The sequence below is a fragment of the Natrinema sp. LN54 genome, assembly GCF_052439245.1.
Taxonomy (GTDB): domain Archaea; phylum Halobacteriota; class Halobacteria; order Halobacteriales; family Natrialbaceae; genus Natrinema; species Natrinema versiforme_A.
The window spans coordinates 50865-68223 of record NZ_JBQVRP010000005.1 but is presented as its reverse complement, the minus strand read 5'-3'; the positions used below and the strand labels follow the sequence as shown (position 1 = coordinate 68223).

The following is a 17359-nucleotide window of genomic DNA, read 5'->3' as shown; positions in this document are numbered from 1 at the left end:
TACAACCCAACGACATTCCCATAGTCGGGTGAACTATCGCGCGATTACAGAGGACGGCGTAGAAGCGATCGACGACGGACTGGTGACGTGATACCTCGAGGAGCAAAGCGACAGGGCCGACGGTGGGAGAGGGGTGCCCATCGTCGGGGGCCACAGTAGGGTGTTGGTAGGTGGCTGATTGGATCGCGGTCTGTCGCGCACAGCGGGTTGCGCGACGGGTAACACGTTCGGGGACATCCTTATCAACTTCTACCCGATTCCCAGTTACTCGAAACCGTCCCGTTCGGCGACCGATCAGTTCCCGATGCCCGACTCGACGCCGCGATTAGGACTGCGATCCGCGACGAGCTCGCTGTCCCGCTGGCGGCGACCATCCGACGATTCGGGTGTGATCGCCTCGAGTTAGCGGATCAACCCTATCCTCGGCATCCGACATAACCGTCACAATCGGGCGATCGGCCTCGAACAGGACGGAACTGGGTCGTGCTCCCGAACAGCGCCTTGCCGGTCGATGAGCGCTTTCTGCCGCCGCTCACGATGTACTCAGCGTCGATCTCGAATGCGACATCCAGAATCGACGGGACCGGGACCCCGATGTCAGACCGTCGATCTCGTCTCGAGGTCGGCGTTCTCGAGCGTTTCGACGACGACTTCGTTCGCGACGCTACTCGTTCCGAAGGGAGATCGACTCGAGTCCATATCGCAATTCCGTCGGGTGAGCGGTGTATCCGGTGACCTCGGCTGCGGTCGCGATGACGGTGGTGGAATCGGTGATGACCGCGATCGGAGCTTCGTGGGCGATTATCGACTGGATCTCGTGGTAGCGTTCCCGCCGGGCCGCGTTGTCGTCGACTGCCCGCGCGTCCTCGAGGAGCGTATCGACGCGATCGTTCTCGTAGCCGTGGTGTAACGTCGCCGCCCTCGAGTGGACCATCTGGGAGAGCCGGTCGGGGTCGGGGTACCAGAGGGTGCCCCACGACGTGAAATAGGCGTCGAAGGAACGCTGGCCGACTCGATCAGTCATCGCGCTGTACTCGAGGACCGTCACGTCGACATCGATCCCGACATCGGCAAGGTGGTCCTGCATCACTTCGGCGATTATCGGGAGGTTTCTGGCGTCGAACGTGAGGAATTCGACGGAAAGCGTCGTGCCGTCGCGGGTTCGGGTCCCGCTAGAGCCGTCGGTCCACCCGGCGTCAGAGAGCAACGACCGAGCCCGACTCGGATCGTACGGATTCCGGTCGAGATCCGGGTTCGCCCATTCCGTGATCGACGGGGAAAACGGGGACACAGCGGGATTGCAGATCCCACTGAGGAGCGATTCGGTGATCGCCTCCCGGTCGATCGCGAGGGAGACGGCCCGCCGAACCCGTTCGTCGGCGAACGGCTCCGAGTCGGTGTCGAACGTGAGAAACCGAACCCGAGGGATTTCCGGCGTGTAAACGTCGATTCCGTCGGTCGACTCGAGCGAGTCAACCATCTCGTAGGGGAGAATTCGCGCCATCTCGAGTTCGCCGTTCTCGAGTTTCATCCGGCGCGTCTGCTCGTCCGCGACGACCTCGTAGCGAACGGACTCGAGGGCGGGCGACTCCCCGTAGTAGTCGTGAGAGACGGTTCGGATCGACGTTTCGGGCTGGAACGAATCGACGGCGAACGGGCCGGTGCTGAGCAGGTCAGTGACCGCTCCGTCCGCGTCGATCGCCTCGGGACTGAGGATCACCGCTTCGTTTCGCGAGAGATGTGCCGGCAGCGGAGCGAACGGCGTCGCCGTCGTCACGGCGACGGTGGTTTCGTCGACCGCTTCGACGGTCTCGATCGGGACGTCCGCGAACGCGGCGGCGTCGACGGCCCGGCGAAGCGAGGCGACGACGGCCGCTGCGTCGACGGCGGTTCCGTCGTGAAACGCGACATCGTTCCGAAGCGTAAACTCCCATCGCCGGTCGTCGAGTCGCTCCCACTCGGTCGCCAGTTCGGGAGCCGGAGCGGCGTCGTAATCGACGCCGACCAGTGCCTCGGTGATGCCGAGCCGACGGAGCATGCTGCCGCCGTCGAGGGGGTCCCGGTTCGGTTTCCACGGGCCGCCGATCCGGAAGTCGGCCGCGGCGGGTTCGCTCGAGAGACAGCCGGCGACGGCGAGCGTCGCGGTTCCGAGTGTCGTTTGCAGTGCGGTTCGGCGATCCATCGAACGGCGTCCGTTACGTGTCATTGTGTGGGAAGTCGTCGGTGGCCGGAATCGCATCCAGCAGCGTTTTCGTATAGGGGTGTGACGGCGTCGAGAGGACCGAGCGAGCGCGCCCCGTTTCGACGAAGTGGCCGTGGTGCATCACGGCGATCCGATCCGCGACGTGGCGAACGACCGCGAGGTCGTGAGAGATAAACAGGTACGCGAGGTCGAGGTCTGCCTGCAGATCGGTGAGCAGGTTCAGGATCGTCGCCTGAACCGAGATATCGAGGGCGGCGGTCGGCTCGTCTAACACGAGCACGGACGGCTCGAGTGCGAGCGCGCGGGCGATCGCGACGCGCTGGCGCTGCCCGCCGGACAGTTGATTCGGATACCGGTCGGCGCAGTCAGCGGCGAGGCCGACCAGCGAGAGCACCTCGGCGACGCGGTCGTTGCGCCGGGACTTCGACCAGCCCGCCTCGAGCAGCGGTTCCGCGATCGATTGCGCCACCGTCCGCTTCGGATCGAGACTCGCACCGGGTTGTTGGAAGACGACACCGAGCTCGGCGAGCTGTGCGTTCGTCCGCGCGTCGACGCCGCCAACACGCTGGCCGCGGAGTCTGACCGCCCCATCGTCGGGTTCCTCGAGCCCCGCGATCAGTTTCGCGAGCGTCGTCTTACCACAGCCGCTCTCGCCGACGAGCCCGACGGTCTCGCCGGGTGAGAGCGCGAGCGAAACGCCCTCGACGGCCGGAATCCGGTCGTCCGATCCGAGGAGGCGGTCGAGGAGCGCGTCGGATCGGCGGAACGACTTCGTGACCCCCTCGAGTTCGACGACCGGCTCGCTCGAGCGTGGGGGCTCCTCGGCGGGGTCTCGTCCGTCGAAATCGGTCGCCGACGCGGCGGCCGCGTCGCCAGTTGCCGGCGAGTCGGCAGCCGAGTCGACCGGCGCGTTCACCGCGGAGGCTGCCGTTCCGCCGTCGACGGCCAGCGCCGACGGATCGGGTGTCGCGTTCGATGGCTCCGGCGTCTCGCTCGCTCCCTCCGTCGGCCGCCGTTGGGTGTGTGCCGACTCGAGCGACGCGTCCCGCGCCGCGGACACGCCGCATCGAACCGTGCGCTCCGGACCGGCCGAGACGACGGGCGGGTCCCGCTCGCGACAGTCGTCGGTCGCGAACGGGCAGCGATCGGCGAACGCACACCCCGCCGACGGAGCGGTGCCGTCCGGCGGCGTGCCCTCGACCGTCGGAAGCTGCGAGTCGGGTTCGGCTCGGCTCGGCAGACACTCGAGCAGCGCTTTCGTGTAGGGGTGGGCGGGATCCGATCGGAGCTCGTCGGTCGGCCCTCGTTCGACGATGACGCCGTCGTACATGACGACGACCCGGTCGCACAGCGCCGAGACGACGTCGAAGTCGTGGCTGATCACCAGCATCCCCATTCCGCGTTCGCCGTTGAGTTCGGCAAGTCGCTCGAGAATGGCCGCCTGTGTCGTCGCGTCCAGACCCGTCGTCGGCTCGTCGGCGATCAACAGGGACGGCCGGCGGGCGAGCGCGATCGCGAGCATCGCCCGCTGACGCATGCCGCCGCTGAACTGGTGGGGATAGGCGTCGATCCGCTCGTCGGGACGGGGGATGCCGACGGTCTCCATGAGCTCGAGGACGTCCGACCGGAGTGCCGTCGATCGGAGCCGGGAACTCGCCCCGAGCGCTAACTCTTTGAGGAGCGGCTGGCGATCCGGCTCGCGGTGGATCCGCAGTGCCTCGGCGATCTGTTCGCCGATCGGATACACCGGATTCAGCGTCGCCGACGGGTCCTGGAACACCATCGCGAGTTCCCGTCCCCGAAGCCGCCGGAGCGTCCGGTCGTCGGCCGTCGTCAGTTCGTGGCCACCGTAGCGAACGCTACCGTCAGTGATCTCACCGGGCGACTCGAGGCGGACGATCGACCGCGCGGTAACCGACTTCCCGCAGCCGCTTTCGCCGACGAGACCGACGGTCTCACCGGGTTCGATTTCGAACGACGCGCCGTTGACCGCGTGGACGGTGTCGGATCGGGTACGAAACCGGACGTGGAGGTCTTCGATCTGGAGTGAGTTGGTCATCGTTACGTTCGTCTCCGTTGGTGGTCGTCGAGATGATCGGGATCCAATGCGTCTCGCAGGCCGTCGCCGAGGAGGTTGAAGCCGATGACGGTCAGCATGATCGCGACGCCGGGTGCGGTGACGAGCCACGGCGCGGATCGGAGGTAGGTCCGACTGGCGGCGATCATCGATCCCCACTCGGCTGTCGGGGGTTGGGCACCGAGTCCGAGATAGGAGAGTCCAGCGGCCGCGAGCACGACGGTGCCGAGGTTGAGCGTCGCGAGGACCACTATCGGACTCGCGACGTGGGGCAACAGGTGTCGTCGGACGAGCCGGTGCCACGGCGTCCCGTAGAGCTTCGCCGACCGGACGAACGGTCGCTCTCTGATCGAGAGGACGCTCCCTCGAACGACCCGCGCGTACGACGCCCAGCCGACGACCGAAAGGGCGACGACGACGTTTCGAAGGCTCGGACCGAGAACGCCGGCGATCACGAGCGCGAGCACGAGTCCGGGAAACGCGAGTTGGATATCGACGAACCGCATCAGGAGGGCGTCGACGACGCGGCCGCCCGTCGCAGCGATCAGTCCGACCGCCGTGCCGATCACGAGACGGACGGCCGTCGCCCCGAGCGCCAACGCGAGCGAGACGCGAGCCCCATAGACGAGCCGGGTGGCCACGTCGCGGCCGAGCGCGTCGGTCCCGAGCGGATGGGCGAGTGATGGCCCCTGCAACCGGGCCTCGAGCACCTGCGCCGTCGGATCGTACGGCGATACCGCCGGACCGACGAGGGCGACGACCGCGAGCAGTCCGACGATCCCGCCGCCCAGCCGGATTGCGGTGTTCGTCCGCAGGACGAGCCGCCGACCCCGCTCGAGGAGGCCAGCCAGACGCGTTTTCACGGGGGTGCGTTCGGAGTGCGGTTCGCTCACGGCCGCTCACCCCCGCGTCCGCGTTCGATGCGGGGATCGAGCGCGACGTACGCGATATCGACGAGTTGGTTGGTCACGACGAACACGGCCGCCGTCACCAGAACGACGCCCTGAACGATCGGGTAGTCTCTGGCGAAGACGGCATCGACGAGTAGCGTTCCCAACCCGGGGCGCTGGAAGACGGCCTCGACGATCACCGCACCGTTGATCACCGTCCCGAACTGGAGCCCGACGATCGTCACGACGGGCACGAGGGCGTTCCGGAGCGCATGTTTGTACACGACGAGTCGCTCGCGGACGCCTTTCGACCGCGCGGTATCGACGTACTCGGCGTCGAGGACCTCGAGCATCGACATCCGGACGAGCCGCGTAACGATCGCGGCCATCCCGGTGCCGAGCGTGATCGCGGGCAATATGAGGTGACTGAGAGTCCCCGCGCCGCCGACGGGCGTCAGGCCGAGCCACAGCGAACAGACGAGAAGCAGCAGGTAGCCGAGCCAGAAGTTCGGCATCGAGACGCCGATCAACGCGGCGATCTGGCTGGTCCGATCGATCCAGCTGCCGTGATGGACGGCGCTTATCACGCCCATCGGAACGGCGACGACCACCGAGACGGCCGTCGCTGCCAGCGCGAGTTCGAGCGTGTTCGGCAACTGTGCGAGCACCAGCGAGGTGACGGGCTCGGAGTGGTAGTACGAGGTTCCGAGATCGCCCTGAATCGCGTCGGTGAGCCACGAAATGTACTGGACGAGGAAGGGGTCGTCCAATCCGTGTTCGGCCCGAAAGGTCGCGACCTCGGACGCCGACGGGGGGCTCTGCCGTTGCTCTCGGAGGATCGTATACGCCGGATCACCCGGCGTGAGAAACACGAACCCGTACGTGATCATCGAGACGCCGACCATCACGGCCGACAGCGATCCGAGTCGGGCAGCGAGGGCACGCAACATCTCAGTGGTGGGCGTACACAGGCGGTCGTGCTCGAACGCGTCCCCGCGAGCGGTCGTCGCGGCCGGTGGATCCGCGTCGACATCGCACTCGAGCGACACAGTGGGCATTACGTTGCGGTCGCAAAGCCGCGGTCAGCCGCCCCATGAACACGATTCCGGGCGATCTACAGAGGGGACCGTCGCCAGTCGGTCGGGTAGCGTTGGGGGAACAAACCATACAACCTTGTTTGAAGTACTGAAGGTTTAGTTGTAAAGGTGTGGGTTTCGCCGTGATCGCTCAGTCCGACTCGATGGAGTCATCCTCACAGCCGACAGTTTCTGCGAGTGATTCGAGTGAAAGCGACTCGACGAGATCTACTGGACGAGCGTCGGCCACAGGATCAGAAACCACATGGACGAGCACTCACACCCGCGGAACTCGAAAGGACTCTGACGACCACCTCGAGTTCGAGACGGTGGAGCAACTCGTCGGCACCGAAACCGCTCAACGGCTCCGTTGACTCGAGATCCCACCGATAGCGCCACTCGTCGTGGGCCCGGTCAGTGTAGTCGCGCAGGTTCTCCCAGTTGGCGAGTGACCGCGCCGCCCAGCGCGTTAGCGCGGTCTCAGGATGAGTGAAATAGAGCGCGTCGGACCCGGGTAGCCGCTCGACTGGTCCGCGGTCGTCAGCACCATCGAACAGTCGAAGACGCTGCTGGAGTGGTCGTGGTCGATGGCGGGATACCCGTCAAGAGCAGGGCAGCCATCCACTGTTCCCCCGAGAGAAGGTCACAATCAGTTCTCGATGCGACGGCACAACTACACAGGAGCAGCAGCCGGTCCTCGAAAGATGTCGAACGGGGAGCGCGACCCGAACGACGGCTCGGCCGGCCCGACGCGACGAGCCCTGCTCGCCGGTTTCGGCAGTGCGAGCGTGGGGATGCTCGCAGGCTGCTCGACGACGTTCGGAACGGACTCGGGATCGACGCTCAGAGTCGGGACGCTCCGCCCGCCGATCGAACTCGATCCGATTACCGCCCACAGTATCGGCTCGGAACAGGCGATTGACCGGGTATTCGAGGGACTCTACGCCCACGGCGAAGGGACCGACATTGTGCCCGCGATCGCGGCCGGTGACCCGACGATCGAAAACGGCGGTCGAGAGGTGACCGTCGAACTCGACGACCGGGCTCGGTTTCAGAACGACCGAGCGGTGGTCGCCGAGGACGTGGTCTACTCCTATACCGCACCCCTCGAGGAGGACGCACCGACCGCGTGGCGAGTGAGTCCGTTCGAGTCGATCGAGGCCGACGGTGAGCGGACCGTCCGATTCACGCTGGCGGAACCGTACCCGGCGCTCGATCACGCGCTCACTCACCCGATCGTTCCCCGGCAGGAACGCGAGGACGACAGGGAGAGCTTCGCCACCGATCCGATCGGTTCCGGCCCGTTCGAAGTCGCCTCGTTTAGCGCGGAGAAGAAAGCCACGCTCCGCCGCTGGGACGACTACTGGGGGGAGACAACGCCAGACATCACTCGGCTTACGATGGCCTACGTCGAGTTCCCGGTGACCCAACTGACCAGCCTTCGGACGAATCGCAACGACATGATCGAACCCGTCTCGCCGCTGATCGTCGACTACGTGAGCGACGTCGCGAACGCGTCAGTGAAGCGCCAACAGGGGTACACGTCGTTTTACTTCGGCTTCAACTGCAACGAAGGGCCCACGACCGACCCGCGGGTTCGGGAGGCGATCAGCTACTGTCTCGACCTCGAGAAAGCCGTTTCCGAGTTCATCGAGCCGATGGGACAGCGCCAGTACGGTCCGCTGCCGCCGCAGGTCGCCGACGAGTGGAGTATGCCGACCGACGAGTGGGCGGAGCTCGCGAACGAGAAGAACCCTGAACGAGCCCGGCAACTGTTTCGCGAGGCCGGCGCGGCCAGCGGGCAGCTTCGCATCCTGACCTCGATGGATCCGAAGCACAAGGAGTTCGGCGAGGCGCTCGCCGGCGGTCTTCGGGACGCCAGCCACGGCGCGCTCGTCATCTCGAAGCCCGAGTCGAAATTCCTCGAGCGGTACGTCTCCGGCTCCGAGCGCGACTACTCGGTGTTCGTCGGCGAGATCACGGGCACGCCCGATCCGGACTCGCATCTCTACCCGACGTTCCACGAGAACATGACCGGCGTGACCAACGGGACGTTCTACCGCGAGGACGCCGTCATGGAACGGCTCGCGTCGGCGCGAACGACGGACGATCGGGAGCAGCGACGCCGTCTCTACGAGGAGGCGATCACGCGGTTGCTCGAGGATCGGGTCTGTCTCCCGATCTGCTCGTTCGAGAACAGCTTCGCCGTGGACGCGGGCGTCGAGAATTTCCGCGTCCACCCGATCGCGCGGGTCAATCCCCGACTCGCGTGGGAAGACGAGGTCGTAACGGTGGGAACGGGATCATGAGCGACGACGGAGACAATGGAGACGACGGGTTCGGCGTCGGGACGGCCGTCGCACTGGGCGTCGGCGGGATCGTCGGCGGTGGTATCTACGCGGCGATCGGCATCGTTGTGGCCGCGGCCGGAATTCTGACGTGGTTCGCCTACAGTCTCGCGACCGTCGTCGTCTGCTGCTGTGCGTACTCGTACATCAAGCTCAACGACGCGACCGACAGCAATGGCGGCTCGGTCACGTATATCGAGGAACTGACGGGGAGATCGACGGTCGCCGGCATCGTCGGCTGGACGCTCGTCGTCGGCTACATCGGGACGATGGCGATGTACGCCTACGCGTTCGGCATGTACGGCCAGATGCTGATCGGCGTCGAGTACGTCTGGGGGCTGCCGATCCGGCAGTTCCTCTCGGTCGGCGTCCTCGCGATTTTCGTCGGCTTGAATCTCCTCGGCGCGGGCTCGTCGGCGGCGGTCGAACGCTATCTCGTGTTCGTCCAGGCAGGGATCATCGCCGCCTTCGGCCTCATCGGTCTCTGGTACGGAGCCGCGAACTATCAACTGCAGTTCGGCTTCTCGCAACTCGGACTCAACCCGATTCTCGCGGCCTCCGTCGGCTTCGTCTCCTTCGAGGGCTGGCAGCTGCTGTTCTACGATCAGGAGCAGTTCGACGATCCCGACGAGACCCTCGCGAAGGGGGTGTCCATCTCGATCCCGATCGCGGCCGCCATCTACATCCTCGTCGGATTCGTGATCACGACGCTGCTGCCCGAAGAGGTCGTCGCCGCCCAGCCCGAACCGGCGCTGCTCTACGGCGCCCTGCTCATTTCGAAGTGGCTCGCGCTCGCGGTCGGGCTCGCCGGCCTCATCTCGACTGCCAGTGCGATCAACTCGACGCTGTTTAGCGAAGCCATCTTCGCCAAGAACCTGATCGGCGACGACATCCTCCCCCACGAGATGGGCGATCCGGACGCCGACGCCGCGCCGAAGCGAACCGTGCTCGTCATCGGCGTCCTGACGGCCGCCTTCGCCGTCCTCGGCAGCCTCGAGGCCGTCGTGGAGTTCGCCTCGCTTGCCTTTATCGTCGTCTTCGGTACGATGAGCGCGCTCGCGCTGACGGTTCGCGATTCCGACGAGGTCGACGTCAATCCGATCCCGCCGCTGCTCGGCGTGATCGGGTCGGCCGCGTTCTTCGTCATGCTGACGTGGTACCTCTACTCGCAGCTCCCGGCCGTCTTCTGGCTGGTCGTCGTCATCGCAGCGGTGGTCTTCGCGGTCGAGGCCGTGTACTTTAAGCGCCAGACCCTCTCGGAAGGCGTCAACGCCGTCGAGAAGCGCATCTGATCCCACAACAGGGACGGGAGGCCCCCACCGCTGTCGCCCCGCAGCATCGTACGGGCCGGGTCAACGATCGCGACTCGAGGCAAGGCCTCGACCGTCACGGCGGCCAGAGGATCTGATTTGATAGGGGGTTAACGAAAGCCGATTTCTGGCTCAGAGTCACGGTCACCCCGCTCAGAAAGTCGACTTTAGAACGCTCGCGTTTGATCGGTTTCGGAGATTCTCCCAGATGCGGACGTGCTTTCCAGTCGGTCCGTCGACGAAGTCGTTCGGAGTAATTCAAACGATTTCGGATCGACGGAGACCGACACGTCCGCCTCACAAGAACGCGAGCCACTAATAGGGCGTCTCGGCATGGTCGCACGTCGAGTTCTTCGATTCGATACCCAGACGCGCATCCCGCCTCGAGAGTCGTACTGTCCGCGTCGCATTCGATCCGAAGTTGGTTACAAATCCTAGTTTTTGTAGCTCAATCGGGATCTAAAAGGCTGGTCGTGCCGAACTCGCAATAGAACCCCGTGTTCTCGTTCGACTCTTGTTACGGTATTTATGGTTTCGAATAGAAAAGTAGTTCATCTATTAGGATTCCCGCGCTTTGATCCGCTCTTCGTGTCATAATTCGCGGTCTAATAAGATTGGGAACGCCAAGCATCTATAGCCATTCGGCAACAAACAAAGATAGCGGGTCCCTCATGATTACTACCCTCACAACTTGGCTCCGTTCGCAGAGAGGGGATGATAGCGAACGGACCGCGAATCTCGGTCTCCAGCTCGCTATCGTCACCGCGCTCGTCGAAGGAGTCCGTCGGCGCGATCCAAGCGTGATCGTCAACGGTATCGTCTCGCTTCTGTTTGCAGCGATACCGAGATATCTCGAGAACAGATACGGTGCTCGTTTCCGGCCGTGGCAGCGACTGTGGGTCTCGGGAGCGGCGTTGGTCCACACGCTGGGGATGCTGGGTCCGTACGATCGGATCTGGTGGTGGGATCACCTCGCGCATACGCTCTCTGGTGTCGTCGTCGCGGGAGCCACAGATATCGCATTCCGAGCGGAGGCCGAAAAGGACACCCGAGGGAACGGTTTGCCGAAATCCAGACCGGCAGTGATTGCCGGGGTGACACTCGGATTCGGTGTTCTCTGGGAGATACTTGAATATGCCATCCACGCAATCGCCGATCGGAAAGGGTTCGAACCGCTACTCGTTCACTACGGACGACTCGACGCGATCGGAGACATCATCTTCGACCTCCTGGGAGCGGGTCTCGTGGTCAAGTTTGGCCGAGACGAACTCTCTAACGTCACTGAATCGATCACCGACGATAGCGACGACTGATAGACAGTCCTGACTGCGAGAGGGACGGGTGACCCTAGTTAAGTGGGAAATAGAAGACTCATACCGATCGTGTACTTACTTCGAGAGAGGTCATACCTTGCTAATACTGCCATCCCTCTCATTATCGTCCGAATGCTAGGACAAAGTATGGTTGGAGTCAACAAGGTAGAGACGGAGGAAGACTATATCCACGTCCGATTTAGAGACCCGGACCAATTCGACGAAATTCGGACACCCGATTGGGCAGAGGATCCCGCCCACTCGGTCTCTGATGGGAGTGAAGTGCGAATGGGACAGGAAGATGATAGTGATGACTGGAAGGTGGAATCCGTGCTCATCAAGAAAAGCGTCGGCGAAGACAAGGCCGAAGAGCAGGCTCGAGATATCGTCGACAAAATCGAGTCTTGACATCTTCCCCGCGCTAAAGCGCGAGGATTCCTCCGTTTGGGGTTCGGCTATGCCGATTCCACGGAGGCAACTTGCGGGTTTGTGCGCACTTCTTTGGGACTTTCGTGAGTATGGTTTCCCCGACCAATCGTGGTCGTCCCACTCGAATCGCACGGGCCGTGCCCTCGGCCTGACTTCCGTATCGTCGTAGTGATTGTAGAGCGCGGACTTGCTCAGTCCCGTTTACGGCATCAGCCCTGTACCTCGCTGAGGGATATTCTTAAGCGAGTCAATAGCAAAGAGTGGAGTAGGAAGTCGAGATGACTGATTTCTCTGATCCACGGCCACCGCTTCCGGAGTGGATCTTGGATGCGTACGATGTCCTTTGTACTCATAGTTTCAACTCGGCTGCGAATGAAGACATCCAGTCGATCCCTCGAGAGGAAGCGATTGAGGTTCTCTGCAGTTCTGATGAATTGGCCCTCGAACCGGAAGACGCGACTCATGCAGTTTCCCGGTTGATCGAGCGAGGCTATTTCTACGAGGTCGACGGCGAACTTCGTGTGACGATTCCGGAGGATTGACATCCTCCCCGCCCTGAAGGGCGAGGATTCCCGCGTTGGGATATTGTGGTTTACGACGTTGCGGCTCTGTTGAAATCCTATTAGTCAGACAGTATTTCGATGAAACAGCTGTTAGGTAGACATGCTTACTGAACGGAGATGGGTACACGTAGTCGGCCGGTGGTTCGAAGAGTCTGAGATAGCGTGGGAGATTTGCTCTCACTGAGCCTCACTCGTTCTCTCCGGTCATTCACATGACGGCCGCAATTCATTCGGCGTAGCCGAAGTTGAGAATCGGCTATCAGGAGGCTCGCGGACTATTGATCGAATTTTTGTCGTGCGACGACGCAGCCGTGTAGCTTCTGGATTAGGCCGGGATCGTAAGCCACGCTAACGTGCGAACACTATACATCCTAATGATGGAGTATATATGGCTGTGCTCAAAATTTGCCCGGAGATGGATAGCAAATCAGAGACGAATACGGATGAGACGGATGTCGAACCCCTGGAGGGATCGTCATCCGAGAAGGACCCTAACCTGCGCAGCGCTGAAGTGACCAAGGGCGTCGAGCGTGCACCCCACCGCGCGATGTTCCGCGCGATGGGCTACGACGATGCGGATCTCTCCTCGCCGATGATCGGCATTGCGAACCCCGCAGCGGACGTCACGCCCTGTAACGTCCACCTCGACGATGTCGCCGAATCCGCGCGCGAGGGCATTGAGGACGCCGGCGGGATGCCGATCGAGTTCGGCACTGTCACCGTCAGCGACGCCATCTCGATGGGCACGGAGGGAATGAAGGCCTCGCTGATCTCGCGCGAGGTGATCGCGGATTCCGTCGAGCTCGTCTCTTTCGCCGAGCGGATGGACGCCCTCGTCACCGTCGCTGGGTGCGACAAGAACCTCCCCGGCATGATGATGGCCGCCATCCGAACTGACCTCCCCAGTGTCTTCCTCTACGGCGGGTCAATCCTCCCCGGCCACCACGACGGCCGCGATCTCACGGCCCAGAGCGTCTTCGAGGGCGTTGGCACCTACGCCGCCGGCGACATGACCGAGGAGGAACTCTACGAGATGGAGCACGAGGCCTGCCCGGGCGCGGGCTCCTGCGGCGGGATGTTCACCGCCAACACGATGGCCTCGATCAGCGAGATACTCGGTCTCGCCCCCCTCGGGTCGGCGTCGCCGCCCGCCGAGGATGGAGAGCGCTATGAGGTCGCCCGCGAGGCTGGCGAGGTCGTTCTCGACGCCGTCGAGAACGACCGCCGGCCGAGCGACATCCTCACGAAAGAGTCCTTCGAGAACGCCATCACCCTCCTGACGGCGCTCGGCGGCTCCACGAACGGCGTCCTGCATGTCCTTGCACTCGCCGCCGAGGCTGGCATCGACCTCACGATCGACGAGTTCGACGAGATCAGCAAGCGCACGCCGAAGATCGCGAACCTCCAACCGGGCGGCACGCGCGTCATGAAGGACCTCCATGACGTCGGCGGTGTCCCCGTCGTCATCCGCCGCCTCTTGGAGGGCGGGTACCTCCACGGCGACACGATGACCGTCACCGGGAACACCATCGTTGAGGAGTTGGAGACGCTCAACCTGCCGGACGACGAGGACATCGACGTGAACTTCCTTGCAACGACCGAGGACCCGTTCCACGAGGAGGGCGCGATCAAGATCCTAACGGGGAACCTCGCGCCGGACGGTGCCGTCCTCAAGGAGACGGGCGAGGAGGGCTTCCACCACACCGGCCCCGCGCGCGTCTTCGAGCACGAGGAGGACGCGATGTCCTACGTGCAGGAGGGCCACATCGAGTCCGGCGACGTCATCGTCATCCGGAACGAGGGCCCGCAGGGCGGCCCCGGGATGCGCGAGATGCTCGGCGTCACCGCCGCCGTCGTTGGCCAGGGCCACGAGGACGACGTCGCCCTCCTCACCGACGGGCGCTTCAGTGGTGCGACCCGCGGCCCGATGGTCGGCCACGTCGCCCCCGAGTCCGTGGTCGGCGGACCGATCGCCGCCCTCGAAGACGGCGACACTGTCACCGTCGACATCCGCGAGCGCGAACTCTCCGTCGACCTCAGCGACGAAGAACTCGAAGCGCGCCTCGACGAGTACGAGCGTCCCGAGATTCAGTACGAGGGCGGCTTCCTCCGTAAGTACGGCGACGCCTTCGACTCCGCTGCGAACGGCGCGGTGACGAATCCCGCCGTCAAGCGCGACAACTGAGCGAGCGTGCTTGCCTGTCAGGGCGCGTTTCACCGTCTCAGTACCGTAAGGTACACAGTAGCTCCAGGTCAGCTCGTCGGAAGCCGCGCCACGCCACCGCGGTCGCGGTAAGAAATGTACAGCGCGCCATCAGCCGTCGTCACACCGATCCGGGAGGACTCCGGATCGTACCGCCACCGGCGGCTCCCGGTAGCAGGGTCGTAGGCGGCGAGTTCGTTATCGCTGGCCGTAAAGAGGATCTCACCGGAACGGCCTAATGCCCCAACTATCCCACCGATCGAGATGTCTGTTGTCGTCTGCCACCACCGGGTCCCATCGAGGTCGAACGCGTCCAGCCGGATTAGAATGCCACCGTCGGGGTCGTCGACCGAACTCGCAACGAACACACCTTGTGAGGTCGCCGTCACCGTCTCGAGTTCGTACCCGACGGTTCGGCGCCACCGTATGGTTCCCCCATCGCGCTCGATGGCAACTAGCTCGTCCGAGCGATCATCACGGCGGATACGCACGTAGACGTGCTCGCCGAGCCAGACTGGCGGATCAAAGTGGCCAGTCACGTCACCGTCCACCACGGTCCGCCAGAGGACGTCCCCATCACCGACCCGGTGCATCCGCACGGTAGAATTGCGGACCGTCACGATCCGGTCGCCGGCAGCCACGACGTAGGGGTAGCCATTACGAGGTGGCGACTCCCACAGCACCTCGCCGGTCGCCGGAGCGAGCGTAATCAGCCTCGTGTCGTCGTCCGAGTTCGTGACGGGGAAGATGCAGGCCGAGTCACTGAGTGTGGGGAGGGGATACCCTCGGCCGGATCGCTGGAAGCGACGTGTGCCGTCGCGCGCATCGTAGCCGGTGACCACACCGTCGACCGGATCGATGCCGACCAGCAGTGAGCCGTGTCGACCGAACCACCCGTTCTGGGTTTGTCCCTCCACGTGCCATAGTCGCTCCCCCGACAGCCCGACCGTGTAGAGGTCACCGTCGGTGCTGTGGACGTGGGCCGGGCCGCCCGATGACGGGACGGCCGGTCGCGCCTCGATGGGACCACCGGTTTCGACGGTGAGGATCCGTTCCCCATCGGCCGTAAACCCGTGGAGGCGTTTGTCCTGTCCACCGACGAGGACGTGTTCGTCGGTCGCGGACGGTGGACTTGCCGCCGTTGCGCTCGAGAAGTCACGCTCCCAGAGGGGTTGGACGCTGGACAGCGCCGACCGCAGGCTGCACCCTGCTAGCGCGAGCGTGCCCGCCGACGTGAGCGAGGCGAGCGCCTGCCGACGCGACCAGTTTCGGCTGTCCTGTCGGGCAGTCGCGTGCCGCGGCAGGTCGTGCTTGTCGGCAGCGGTGTCGGGGTCACGCATCGGTGATCGCCTCCGGAGCGACCCGTGCCAGACCGAACGTCTGTCCCAGATAGACCGTCTCGCCGGCCGCCTGTGCCCATTCGATGCTGCCACCCTCGAGCGACGTGTCATCGAACCGTACTTCCCGGATGCGTGTGCCGTCCCGCTCGTGGACATAGAGTACAGTCGGGTTGAACGGGATGGTGCCGCTCGAGCCGCGGATGCGGTGTGTCCCGCCGACCAGCGTTACCAAGCGGTCGCCGATCTGCATCGGCCCGTGGGTCACGGCGTTCCCGAGATCATCGCTCCACAACTGCTGGCTCAAGGCCGGGTCGAACGCCCGGAGGGTGTAGTCCGCGCCGCCGACGTACACCCGATCGTCGGTCACTAACGGCCGTGTGAATACGGTGTTGGCCAGCGAGCCGCGCCAGGCGACTGTGCCGGTCGCGGTCTCCAGCGCCAGCAGCTCCTCGGTGGCGGCGCCGAGGTATGCGGTCCCGTCAGTAGCCCCAACGGCCGACAGCGGAGCGCCAATATCCCGCGTCCATCCGACTGCGCCGGTCCGGTCGAGGAAAAGCACACGACCGTCGACTAGGGGCGCAACCACACCATCGGATGTCGCGCCAGGAGCGCCTGACAGCGATGCGGACAGGGAATGGGTGAACAGCGTCTCACCGTCCGCCCGGGCGACACCGACCAGTCGGTCGGGTACGTCATCTTCGGTGCCTGAGATTGGGACCACGATGCGATCACCGAGCGGGATGGGGGCGAACTCGACGACTCCAGGGTCGGCCGCGTCGATCGGTGCGAGCTGGCGCTGCCAGACGGACTCACCCGTGGCTGCGTCGACGGCGACCATCGTTTCGGCCTTCGAGATAGCGTAGGCTCGCCCATCACCGACGCCGAGAGGCGACTTTTCGCCCTTCGCGACCGTCACGGTCCACGTGGTCTCACCGGTCTGGGCGTCTAGGCCGGCGACGATCGGCCGATCGCGGAATGGGCTGTGCGAGCCAGCCAAGAGCTGTCCGGCTGCGGTCACGGCGACGGACGACGGATCACGGAAACCCGTCTGCCACGACCGTTGGATGGGGAACGAGTCTCCATCGAGGAGACCAGCGCAACCCGCGACGCTGCCAACGAAGCCAGTGACTGCGCCGAGGGCCGCACGGCGTGTCATGGAGGGCATTTGTTCACCGTTTCGATAGCGGTGGTATCAGTCTTATTCTTTGTGCGACAGATAGTACAAGTCGGGGGTATGACAGCACTCTCTCCCTGCTCGTGCTCGCACCGTCGTGAGCATCCTATCGGGTAGTTCGAGGAGCGCCGCACGTCCGGCATGGACAGTCACGAGCGACGCGGAGGTCCCGCGAACGAAGTAAGCGGGACGCCGGTGAACTCTGCCTACCGGAAGGTGCCAACGGCAAGTGGGACGGGTCGTCCGTAACACCACTACAGCGTGTGTCCCAGTTCGCCTGTGGGCTAGAGCTCCGTCCAAGTATTGATAGGACTGGGGCCGAGCACAGGTGTGAGTCTATTCGACTCGAGGCGTACCGCGGTTCGGAACTGGTCGAAGTAGTATTACCGTGGTTCTCCGTGTCGGTAGTACGGTCAAAGCAGCAACAACCCCA

General features: G+C 64.1%; 13 protein-coding genes and 1 pseudogene. 6 read left to right on the top strand and 8 right to left on the bottom strand.

Going from position 1 to position 17359, the window contains the following annotated elements; translation table 11 throughout:
* Positions 1-416: 416 nt before the first annotated feature.
* From ACT4ML_RS15635 to nikB, 5 genes are all read right to left on the bottom strand, one after another.
* The gene (locus ACT4ML_RS15635; RefSeq protein ID WP_444721941.1) at positions 417-596 is read right to left on the bottom strand and encodes a universal stress protein; all 180 of its coding nucleotides are present in this window, start codon (positions 594-596) and stop codon (positions 417-419) included.
* A gap of 68 nt (positions 597-664) precedes the next feature.
* Positions 665-2182, bottom strand: coding sequence for an ABC transporter substrate-binding protein (locus ACT4ML_RS15630; RefSeq protein ID WP_444721695.1), 1518 nt, complete (start codon positions 2180-2182; stop codon positions 665-667).
* Positions 2183-2195: 13 nt separating this feature from the next.
* Positions 2196-4262: a dipeptide ABC transporter ATP-binding protein gene (locus ACT4ML_RS15625; protein ID WP_444721694.1), complete on the bottom strand. Its 2067-nt coding sequence runs from the start codon at positions 4260-4262 to the stop codon at positions 2196-2198.
* A gap of 2 nt (positions 4263-4264) precedes the next feature.
* Positions 4265-5173 carry a nickel transporter permease gene (gene nikC / locus ACT4ML_RS15620; RefSeq protein WP_444721693.1) on the bottom strand — a complete coding sequence of 303 codons (909 nt, stop codon included), beginning with the start codon at positions 5171-5173 and terminating at the stop codon, positions 4265-4267.
* On the bottom strand, positions 5170-6120 hold the full coding sequence (nikB, locus tag ACT4ML_RS15615; protein ID WP_444721940.1) for a nickel ABC transporter permease: 951 nt from the start codon (positions 6118-6120) through the stop codon (positions 5170-5172). Before nikB ends, nikC begins: the two co-directional genes overlap by 4 nt.
* A gap of 830 nt (positions 6121-6950) precedes the next feature.
* On the opposite strand from nikB, the gene ACT4ML_RS15610 reads away from it, so the two are divergent.
* From ACT4ML_RS15610 to ACT4ML_RS15595, 4 genes are all read left to right on the top strand, one after another.
* Positions 6951-8555, top strand: coding sequence for an ABC transporter substrate-binding protein (locus ACT4ML_RS15610; RefSeq protein WP_444721692.1), 1605 nt, complete (start codon positions 6951-6953; stop codon positions 8553-8555).
* Entirely contained in the window at positions 8552-9886 is a 1335-nt protein-coding gene (locus tag ACT4ML_RS15605; protein WP_444721691.1) for an APC family permease, read from the top strand. The genes ACT4ML_RS15610 and ACT4ML_RS15605 overlap by 4 nt, the downstream gene beginning before the upstream one ends.
* Before the next feature lie 689 nt (positions 9887-10575).
* On the top strand, positions 10576-11217 hold the full coding sequence (locus tag ACT4ML_RS15600) for a hypothetical protein (protein WP_444721690.1): 642 nt from the start codon (positions 10576-10578) through the stop codon (positions 11215-11217).
* Positions 11218-11364: 147 nt separating this feature from the next.
* A complete protein-coding gene (locus tag ACT4ML_RS15595) occupies positions 11365-11625 on the top strand; it encodes a hypothetical protein (RefSeq protein WP_444721689.1) in 261 nt (86 codons plus the stop codon).
* Between the two features lie 47 nt (positions 11626-11672).
* Here the strand turns inward: ACT4ML_RS15595 and ACT4ML_RS15590 are convergent.
* Positions 11673-11808: pseudogene (locus ACT4ML_RS15590) on the bottom strand (IS200/IS605 family transposon protein TnpB); the annotation flags it as partial.
* 116 nt (positions 11809-11924) lie between these two features.
* Here ACT4ML_RS15590 and ACT4ML_RS15585 point away from each other — a divergent pair.
* Together ACT4ML_RS15585 and ilvD are read left to right on the top strand one after the other, a co-directional pair.
* A complete protein-coding gene (locus ACT4ML_RS15585; RefSeq protein ID WP_444721688.1) occupies positions 11925-12188 on the top strand; it encodes a hypothetical protein in 264 nt (87 codons plus the stop codon).
* A gap of 436 nt (positions 12189-12624) precedes the next feature.
* The gene (gene ilvD / locus ACT4ML_RS15580; RefSeq protein ID WP_444721687.1) at positions 12625-14394 is read left to right on the top strand and encodes a dihydroxy-acid dehydratase; all 1770 of its coding nucleotides are present in this window, start codon (positions 12625-12627) and stop codon (positions 14392-14394) included.
* 68 nt (positions 14395-14462) lie between these two features.
* On the opposite strand, the gene ACT4ML_RS15575 is transcribed toward ilvD, so the two are convergent.
* Together ACT4ML_RS15575 and ACT4ML_RS15570 are read right to left on the bottom strand one after the other, a co-directional pair.
* Complete coding sequence (locus ACT4ML_RS15575) at positions 14463-15752, bottom strand: outer membrane protein assembly factor BamB family protein (RefSeq protein ID WP_444721686.1); 1290 nt, start codon at positions 15750-15752, stop codon at positions 14463-14465.
* The gene (locus ACT4ML_RS15570) at positions 15745-16917 is read right to left on the bottom strand and encodes an outer membrane protein assembly factor BamB family protein (RefSeq protein WP_444721685.1); all 1173 of its coding nucleotides are present in this window, start codon (positions 16915-16917) and stop codon (positions 15745-15747) included. Before ACT4ML_RS15570 ends, ACT4ML_RS15575 begins: the two co-directional genes overlap by 8 nt.
* Positions 16918-17359: the final 442 nt, after the last annotated feature.

Coding starts and splice junctions, on each gene's coding strand:
- ACT4ML_RS15585 (WP_444721688.1), top strand. CDS start 11,925: ATGACTGATTTCTCTGATCCACGGCCACCGCTTCCGGAGTGGATCTTG.
- ACT4ML_RS15570 (WP_444721685.1), bottom strand. CDS start 16,917: ATGCCCTCCATGACACGCCGTGCGGCCCTCGGCGCAGTCACTGGCTTC.
- ACT4ML_RS15625 (WP_444721694.1), bottom strand. CDS start 4,262: ATGACCAACTCACTCCAGATCGAAGACCTCCACGTCCGGTTTCGTACC.
- ACT4ML_RS15575 (WP_444721686.1), bottom strand. CDS start 15,752: ATGCGTGACCCCGACACCGCTGCCGACAAGCACGACCTGCCGCGGCAC.
- ACT4ML_RS15610 (WP_444721692.1), top strand. CDS start 6,951: ATGTCGAACGGGGAGCGCGACCCGAACGACGGCTCGGCCGGCCCGACG.
- ACT4ML_RS15630 (WP_444721695.1), bottom strand. CDS start 2,182: ATGGATCGCCGAACCGCACTGCAAACGACACTCGGAACCGCGACGCTC.
- ACT4ML_RS15605 (WP_444721691.1), top strand. CDS start 8,552: ATGAGCGACGACGGAGACAATGGAGACGACGGGTTCGGCGTCGGGACG.
- ilvD (WP_444721687.1), top strand. CDS start 12,625: ATGGATAGCAAATCAGAGACGAATACGGATGAGACGGATGTCGAACCC.
- ACT4ML_RS15595 (WP_444721689.1), top strand. CDS start 11,365: ATGGTTGGAGTCAACAAGGTAGAGACGGAGGAAGACTATATCCACGTC.
- nikB (WP_444721940.1), bottom strand. CDS start 6,120: ATGTTGCGTGCCCTCGCTGCCCGACTCGGATCGCTGTCGGCCGTGATG.
- ACT4ML_RS15600 (WP_444721690.1), top strand. CDS start 10,576: ATGATTACTACCCTCACAACTTGGCTCCGTTCGCAGAGAGGGGATGAT.